The 7693-nt window shown below is 61.7% G+C and carries 10 protein-coding genes and 1 rRNA gene; 3 read left to right on the forward strand and 8 right to left on the reverse strand.

Annotated features, from left to right (window positions below):
- Positions 1–9: 9 nt before the first annotated feature.
- Positions 10–1230, reverse strand: a complete 1221-nt coding sequence (locus HMPREF2734_RS02355) for a sensor histidine kinase (RefSeq protein WP_070568917.1) — start codon at positions 1228–1230, stop codon at positions 10–12.
- On the opposite strand from HMPREF2734_RS02355, the gene HMPREF2734_RS02360 reads away from it, so the two are divergent.
- Both HMPREF2734_RS02360 and HMPREF2734_RS12225 read left to right on the forward strand, forming a co-directional pair.
- Positions 1229–1780: a DUF2020 domain-containing protein gene (locus HMPREF2734_RS02360; protein ID WP_070568920.1), complete on the forward strand. Its 552-nt coding sequence runs from the start codon at positions 1229–1231 to the stop codon at positions 1778–1780. The genes HMPREF2734_RS02355 and HMPREF2734_RS02360 overlap by 2 nt on opposite strands.
- The gene (locus HMPREF2734_RS12225) at positions 1780–2727 is read left to right on the forward strand and encodes a TIGR00730 family Rossman fold protein (protein ID WP_083308042.1); all 948 of its coding nucleotides are present in this window, start codon (positions 1780–1782) and stop codon (positions 2725–2727) included. Before HMPREF2734_RS02360 ends, HMPREF2734_RS12225 begins: the two co-directional genes overlap by 1 nt.
- A gap of 3 nt (positions 2728–2730) precedes the next feature.
- On the opposite strand, the gene HMPREF2734_RS11950 is transcribed toward HMPREF2734_RS12225, so the two are convergent.
- From HMPREF2734_RS11950 to HMPREF2734_RS11955, 6 genes are all read right to left on the reverse strand, one after another.
- The gene (locus HMPREF2734_RS11950; protein ID WP_167617510.1) at positions 2731–2883 is read right to left on the reverse strand and encodes a hypothetical protein; all 153 of its coding nucleotides are present in this window, start codon (positions 2881–2883) and stop codon (positions 2731–2733) included.
- Positions 2884–2886: 3 nt separating this feature from the next.
- Positions 2887–3660 (reverse strand): class E sortase, encoded by a 774-nt coding sequence (locus HMPREF2734_RS02370; protein WP_070568923.1) that lies wholly within the window; start codon positions 3658–3660, stop codon positions 2887–2889.
- An 8-nt stretch (positions 3661–3668) separates the two neighbouring features.
- Positions 3669–4298, reverse strand: a complete 630-nt coding sequence (locus HMPREF2734_RS02375) for a TetR/AcrR family transcriptional regulator (RefSeq protein WP_070422659.1) — start codon at positions 4296–4298, stop codon at positions 3669–3671.
- A gap of 115 nt (positions 4299–4413) precedes the next feature.
- Complete coding sequence (locus tag HMPREF2734_RS02380; protein ID WP_070422660.1) at positions 4414–4683, reverse strand: GlsB/YeaQ/YmgE family stress response membrane protein; 270 nt, start codon at positions 4681–4683, stop codon at positions 4414–4416.
- An 84-nt stretch (positions 4684–4767) separates the two neighbouring features.
- Positions 4768–5673 carry a universal stress protein gene (locus HMPREF2734_RS02385; RefSeq protein ID WP_070568926.1) on the reverse strand — a complete coding sequence of 302 codons (906 nt, stop codon included), beginning with the start codon at positions 5671–5673 and terminating at the stop codon, positions 4768–4770.
- 62 nt (positions 5674–5735) lie between these two features.
- Positions 5736–5882 (reverse strand): hypothetical protein, encoded by a 147-nt coding sequence (locus tag HMPREF2734_RS11955; RefSeq protein WP_167594476.1) that lies wholly within the window; start codon positions 5880–5882, stop codon positions 5736–5738.
- Between HMPREF2734_RS11955 and HMPREF2734_RS02390 the strand changes: the two genes are divergently transcribed.
- Positions 5818–6867 (forward strand): pseudouridine synthase, encoded by a 1050-nt coding sequence (locus HMPREF2734_RS02390; RefSeq protein ID WP_141750404.1) that lies wholly within the window; start codon positions 5818–5820, stop codon positions 6865–6867. The genes HMPREF2734_RS11955 and HMPREF2734_RS02390 overlap by 65 nt on opposite strands.
- A 624-nt stretch (positions 6868–7491) precedes the next feature.
- On the opposite strand, the gene rrf is transcribed toward HMPREF2734_RS02390, so the two are convergent.
- A 5S ribosomal RNA gene (gene rrf, locus HMPREF2734_RS02395) occupies positions 7492–7609 on the reverse strand.
- Positions 7610–7693 lie beyond the last annotated feature (84 nt).

The following is a 7693-nucleotide window of genomic DNA, read 5'->3' on the forward strand; positions in this document are numbered from 1 at the left end:
CCTCCTCGTTTACGTCTTTTGGTTGATATTAACCGGCACGGCGACAGAAAGGGCCGTAGGCCCGCCCGGCGCGGACTCAATGTCCAACTTCCCACCCAGTTCTGCCGCACGCGAACGCATCGCGTCCAGCCCCAAATGCCCCAACCCACTGGGTTTGAGTTCCTGACCGTCCACGTCGAAGCCGCGTCCGTTGTCCACCACGTCCAGGCGCACCTCGTCCGGCGCGTAGGTCAGCGTGATGCGGGTACGGGTGGCCTCGGCGTGGTTGACCACGTTGGACACCGCCCCCTGCGCGATACGCAGCAGGCCGGCCTCCACGCGCATGGGCAGCTGGATAGCCTCGCCGTCTGTCTCCACCTCAATGTCCAACTCGCCTGCCGCGGCAAAGTCACCCGCGACCCGCTCGAGCGCTTCACGTAACGACGACTCCGTCAACGGCGCCGGCGCCAACGCCGCAATCATCGCCCGCGTTTCTGCCAGGTTGTTCGACGCCGCCCGCCGCGCAGTTTCCATCTTGCGCAACGGCTGCGTCGCGTCCACACCCAACGCTTGGATGTCGCGCTCGGCGGAGTGCAGCAGCATCTGAATGGAGGACAGGTTCTGCGCCACCGTGTCGTGAATCTCGTGAGCCAATCGTTCGCGTTCCTGCGCTACACCGGCGGCGCGCTCAGTTTCGGCGAGAAGGTCGCGGGTGGTCAGGAGTTCGTCGATAAGTTGCTGGCGTTCTTGGCTGACCTTATTGATGGTGAAAAACGCCCAATCAATCGCCATCACCACCACCGCCGACAGCGCCGGCCCCATCACCCCGCCGAGCGTGAGCCCCGCCGGGATCTGCACCGCGATGCTAATCGCCAGCCCCACCGCCACCCAGACGTAGCCGAGCCAGCCGCGCATCGCCCGCAGATAGACGAAGAACAGCACGAACACCCAGTACACCGCCACCGGCGACACCGTCGTATCCGCCACCCACAGCGCAGTCGCGCTAAACGCCCACACGATGCGGCCCCACCTGCCCCACCGGTACATCTCCACCATGCCGTAGAACAGCAGGAACGCGAACCCGGCGGTGAGCAAAATGTGCAGCAGCGCCTCGTTCAGAGGCATCCGCGCCAGCGCGCCCAGCGACACCACCATCAGGCACACAGCCAAAATGGTGATGCCGGAATCAAGCGCGCTGTTTTCGGTACGTTTTCCGGGGTGCTGCTCCAGCAGCACTAATCTGGAGCTCATGCGTTCGAGATTACCCATCGTGCTGCTCGTGCTCGCCCTCGCCGGTTGCGGGGAGCAATCGCTTAACGACGACACCCCCACCCCCGAACCCGCTCCCGCCCCCGATTCCGGCCTGCCCGTCGAAGCACTGCCGGAAACCGCACGCGACGGATGGCAGGAATGCCCCTACCTGGACACCGAGTGGGTAGCGCGCACCAACGGCCAACGTGTCACCGGGGTGGGCACCGACACCCGTTTCGACACCCCCGCCTGCCAGTTCTGGTCCTACCCCGAAGAACCCCAACTGACCGTGATCGTGCGCCACATGGACTCCCCCGAACAGGCCATGGCGGTGGTGGACTGGGCCACCCCAGTGGACCTCACCCAACCCGCCGACCACCCCGCAGGCTGGGACGGCGGCCGCCATGGCGGCGGAGACGTCCCCAACCGCATCGGCGCCGCATACTCCGTGGCCAAAGGCAACGTGGCCGTGACGGTGTTTACCAACCAAGACGAGTCGGTCAAAGCCGAAGCGGTCGCCACCGAAGCAATCACTAACCTAGGGCTGTAATGAACACCATCAACGTCGCCGCCATCGTATTCACCGACAACGCCGGGCGCGTCCTGTGCGTACGCAAACACTCCAGCCCGCGCTTCCAACTCCCCGGAGGCAAGCCAGAAGGCGGCGAGACCCGCCTGCAAACCGCAATGCGCGAAACCCGCGAAGAAGTCGACATCGACGTCGACCCCGAACACTTAAGCTACCTGGGCACGTTTACCGCCGAGGCCTCCAACGAGCCCGGCCACAGCGTGACCTCCACTGTGTTCCTCCACCCCGGCCTGCCCGCCGATCCGGCCCCCGCCGCCGAGATCGCCGAAGCCACCTGGATCGACCCCACGAACCACGCCGACTTTGAAATCGCGCCCCTGCTGCGCACCCAAATCTTTCCCGCGCTAACCCCCGCGAACATCAACGCCATCGCCGTGTTCGCCGGCGCCCGCGAGGGCACCGACCCGAACAACGCCACGCTCGCCCGCAGTTTCGGCGAGGCACTGGCCCGCCACGACATCACTCTGGTCTACGGCGGATCCAAGCTCGGGTTGATGGGTGAGGTGGCGAGGGGGTCGTCGAAAAGCATTGGCGTCCTCACACACCACCTGGCGCAATACGAGATCCAGTACGACGGGCTCGAGCGCCTCGAAATGGTGGACACCCTCGCCGAGCGCAAAGCACGCATGAGCGAACTTTCCGACGCCATCGTGGCCCTGCCCGGCGGCGCCGGCACCCTCGACGAACTTTTCGACGAATGGACCAACCAACAACTCGGCCTCCACCGCAAACCCATCGGGCTGCTCGGCCGCGACTTCTGGGCCCCCTTCATCGCCATGGTGGACCACATGGTCGCCCACGGCTTTGTGCGCGCCACCGACCGGGCACACCTCATCGTCGCCGACGACCCCGACGAACTCATCGCAGCACTGCGCGCCTGGCACCCACCGGTACCGCGCTGGCTCTAAGGGCTACACCGCGACGTCGTTATACGGCATCTGCGCCGACACCCATGGGTAAATAACCTCCATGAGCAGGAGGAACAGCAACACCAAAATGACGGCGGTGAGCAGCCACTTCACCACCGGCGGGCCGGGCAGTTTACGCCACAACGCTGCATACATGGGCTAATCCACCTCCGCCATCGCCGGCGGGAGCGCGCCCGCCTGGTCCTTCGGCATCACTTCCGTGCGCACCGCGTGAATGATCATGCGCTCCGCATTAGAAAACTGCGGGTGGCACGTGGTCAACGTAATCAGCCCCTCCATGCCGGGCTCCACCTTCGTGGACTTCGACCCAGGCATCGGGTTGACCACCTCAATGTTGCCCGGCAGCGTGATCTCCCGGCCAAGCACGTGCTGATAATCCCCCGACGCGATCCGCTCATTCATCTGCTCCGGCAAGCATCCGGCGCCCTCCGCGTGACGAGCCGCCGGATCCGGCGACAACGGCATCACCCGATACGTCACCCATTCGCGCTGCGTCTCCACCACGATCGCGTCACAGGCCTTCAGCGCGCCAAGGTCGTTAAACGGCGCACCCTTGCCCACACGGTGACCGGCAACCGCGAAGTTGCCATCTTGGCCCGGGAACTGCGTATCCGGGTAGTGGCCCGGACCCGTGAGCAACTGCGCCTCCTGCACGCCCTCGACGATGGCGAACTGGTAGTCCTGCCCAAACGCCGGGATATACATCTTCGCAAGCGCGTCCCCCAACTCGGCGTGCTTCGCCTGACGAGGGTTCACCCACTGCTCCTCAAGCTTCGACTGCACCTCGTCCTGCATCTTCGCCGACGCCAAGTTCGTCCAATAGGACTCATAAAACGCGAACAGCAAAAGCAGCACGCCAACCGTCAGGAGGACCTCGCCAATCACCTGCGAGAAGCTAATCCGATTCTTCACAGCCCTACCTAAATGGAGTAATCCGGCGGTGGCGCACCCAGCTTGGACTTAGCCAGAGCCTTCGCGGTGTGCAGCGGTGCGCTATCACGCAAAATGCGCGCACCAGCAAGCCCACCCTCCAAAAAGATCAGCAGCTCATCCGTCAACGAGGACGAATCGTAGCCATTCTTCTCATTGAGCAACTCCGTGATCGTGGAATGCATCCACAGGCGGTGATTCCTGCAGGTCTCCACAATCCGCTCCTCGGATTCCGTCTCCGGGCGCGGGTACTCGGCCGCAGCGTTGAGGAACGGCGAGCCACGGAACTCCTTCTGGGGCTCCTCCTCGATCGCCATATCGAACAAGGCGAGGATCTTCGAATCCGCATCCGGCGCCTTCGCCGCACGCTCACCCCAACGTGAACGGTACTGCTCGTCGAGCTCCTCCAGGTACGCAACAACCAGGTTGTCCTTCGACCCCAGCAGCGAGTACAACGACGCCTTCGCCACATCCGCCTCACGCAAAATGCGGTCAATGCCGATGACGCGGATGCCTTCTTCTGTAAACAGCTTCGTCGCGGCATCCAGCAGACGCTGCCGAGGACTCGGACGATCGCGGCGGCGCGCAGGCGCCTTCTTCTTACTCGTGGCGGCGGCCAATAGGAACTCCTTTCGCGCGCCTAAAACAGGACCATCTCAATATAGACAAAACGGTTCGTCTATTCCAGCGAAAAGCCCCCGGAGCAGCTCACTCCGGGGGCTCAAAGCAGATTGCTTATCGACGACTACCTGTCACCTTATTCACAATCCACAGCAGAATCACCGCACCGATCAGGCAGGTCAGGAAACTAAAGAAGCGTCCACCGCCTTCCACATCAAAGCCGAGCAGGCCAAGCAGCCAGCCGCCGATGAAACCACCGATAACACCGACCAGAATGTTCAGGCCGATGCCCATCTGTGCGTCACGGTTCTGCATCTTGGATGCGATCCAGCCAGCAAGGCCGCCGATAATAATCCAGCCGATAAAACCAAGTGTTGGAGTCATGTTGAAATCCGTCCTTATAAATAGATTTTGTCAGTTACCCCTACCATTGTCCCTCGTTTTTCGGACTTTTGGGTAACGAATCTATTACTCTTCTGGACGGACCACCATCATCGGGCACGGCGCCGACTGCAGCAGCGCACGCGAAGTGGACCCAAGCAGCATGCCCTTGAAACCACCACGACCATGCGAGCCAGTCACCAACAATTGGGCGTTCTCCGCCGCACTGGTCAGCGCACGCACCGGACGGTCACGTGCAATAACCTTCTTCACCTGGACATCCGGGTACTTCTCGATCAGTTCGGCCAACAACTCGTCGAGAAGCTGCTGCTTATCCTGCTTCACAGCTTCCCAGTGATCCTCAGCCACCGCGTACCCAGCACCAGGGCCCTGGATGTGCGTATCCACCCAAGTGTGCACCGCAACCAGCTCCGCACCACGCGCCGCCGCCTCCTCGAAGGCAACTTCTGTTGCGCGCTGCGAAACCTCAGAGCCATCCACACCGACCACAACCGGACCGTACTTGTTCTCCTCGGTCACCGCGCTATCCTCGCGCACCACCACAACCGGGCAGTTCGCGTGCGACACCACAGCACCAGAAACGGAGCCCAGCACCATGCCAGACAGGCCACCCAGACCACGGGAGCCCATCACGATCATCGTGGACTCATTCGACATACGCAGCAGCATGTCAATCGGAGAACCCTCAGCCACCGCGTGGCCAATGTGCAGGTCCGGCGCCACTTCAAGTGCGATATCGCGGGCACGATCCACGGACTGCATCGTCTCGCGCTGGAGTTCGTCGAAAATCTCCGCCGGCGGAACCATGCCCTCCGCGTACAGGAACTGCGGCATGGTGTAGCTCGCAGCCAAACGCAGCGGAATACCACGCTTCATCGCCGTATTCGCCGCCCAACGCACCGCATTATCTGAAGCGGGGCTGCCATCGACAGCAACAACGACGATGTCTTCGCGGGTCTCTTCCTGGGTCATTATCTCAGCCTTTCTGAGCTAGACAGCTGGTTATACCCACATTCTAGTCGCGCAAGCGCAAGTTAGCGGGGAATCTCCACCGGGGTTGCTGCCGGCGCATTCGCCGGATACAGCAAGTTGTAAATCAGGGTCAACGCGTCCGCGATCGCCTTACCAATGCCCTGCGAAAAGAAGCCCATCAACGGCTCAACCAATGCTCCTAAATCCATGCGGGCTAATCTACTACACACTATGGCGAGAAAGAAGGGTCCACCAGCAATGCCGCTGCCACCCCGCGGCGGCCTCGGCGCATCCCGCGCCCGCGTCCCCGAAGGCGACGGCATCCGCGCCATCGACTTCATCTGGCACCTCGTCTCCACTCAGCGCCACCGCCACCCCGAAGACAACTTTTCCGCAGTACAACAGCGTTTCGACGACTCCCTCGTCGTTCACCGCGACACCACCCCAATCTCTCCCGAGGACTGGCTCGAACCCGGCACCGACGTCTTCTTCTACCGACGTCCCGCCCCCGAAACCCCCGTCCCCTACGACATCGTTCCAGTCTTCGAAGACGACAACATCCTCGTCGTGGACAAGCCACCATTCCTGGCGACGATGCCGCGTGCCTCCCACATCACCGAAACCGCCACCGTGCGTCTCCGTCGCGCCACCGGGAACGAAGAACTCACCCCCGCTCACAGATTGGACCGCGGCACCTCTGGTTTGTTGCTGTTGACCAAACGCCGCGAAGTCCGTGGCGCCTACCAGGAACTTTTTGCCCGCCGGGAGGTGGACAAGATGTACGAGGCGATCGCACCGTATGTTGCACTGTCCGTACCTGCAGACTGGTCCCACCACCTGGTCAAGGTTGCTGGCGAAGCCGCTGGTTCTGTACTCGTGGGTGAGGAGCCGAACTCCCACACCGAGGTAGCTTCCGTTACTCGGCTGCCTGCCGAGCAGGAGCAGGAGTTGCAGTCGCTCTATGGCGTTACCGCTCCTTTGGGACGCTACGTTCTCCACCCAACAACCGGCCGCACCCACCAACTGCGGCTGCAAATGATGACCGAAGCCGCCCCCATCCTTGGCGACACCATCTACCCCACATTGCTCCCCGCCGACGCCGAAGACTTCTCCCGCCCCATGCGGTTACGTTGCATCGGCTTAGGGTTTGTAGATCCTTTGACAGGCGAAGATCGCTCCTTCGCGCTGGACTAGGGCGGGAAGGCCTGACAGCTCCTTCGTTGGCCAGTCCGGCTGTCACAATCTGTCGGGACCATTTCTGAACTTACCGGAACCCCGAATGCAAAACTGCACATCACACCTTTCGCCAACCTGGGCGGAGTGTAAAACCCTGCAGCCGACGAGGCACCATTTTGCATCGATAGCTGTTCGCGCCAGACATGAAGTATCTACGGGCGGGTGGAAACCGCTTGGCTCCGCATTGCGGACTAGTGGGGGTGTACCCATTAACTATGCAGCGGCATAGTCATGCCCGATCCCCTCCTTACTCTGCATTGCGGACAAGTGGGTGGACACCAACTATGCAGTGGCATAGTGAGCCTCATTCCGATTCTCACTTCGCGTTGCGGACAACCTGGTGGACACCAACGATTCTGTTGCCTCAGCCAGGTCACGGGCGGTTGGGAACCCAGCCGTTGACTATGCAGTGGCATAGTGACGCCGGTTTTGTCGTTGATTCCGCATTGCAGACATTCCGACTCCGCATTGCGAACAAGTGGGTGGTCACCAACGAAATGTAGAGGGATGGGAATGTGAAAAAACACCCGTAGGTGAAACCGGTTGGGTTTTACCTACGGGTGTTTGTGTGTGAAGTTGTTGGGTCGGCGGTAACCTACTCTCCCACTCCCTCCCGGGAGCAGTACCATCGGCGCGGGCGGGCTTAGCTTCCGGGTTCGGAATGGGACCGGGCGTTTCCCCGCCGCTATCAACCACCGACACATCTATAGGGATTCATAGAGTGTCCATGTGTCGTGGACTGTATTGAGTTCACTGTGACAATGTGGGTGTGTTGTGTCAGTGA

The organism is Corynebacterium sp. HMSC055D05 (assembly GCF_001810365.1).
GTDB lineage: Bacteria > Actinomycetota > Actinomycetes > Mycobacteriales > Mycobacteriaceae > Corynebacterium > Corynebacterium coyleae.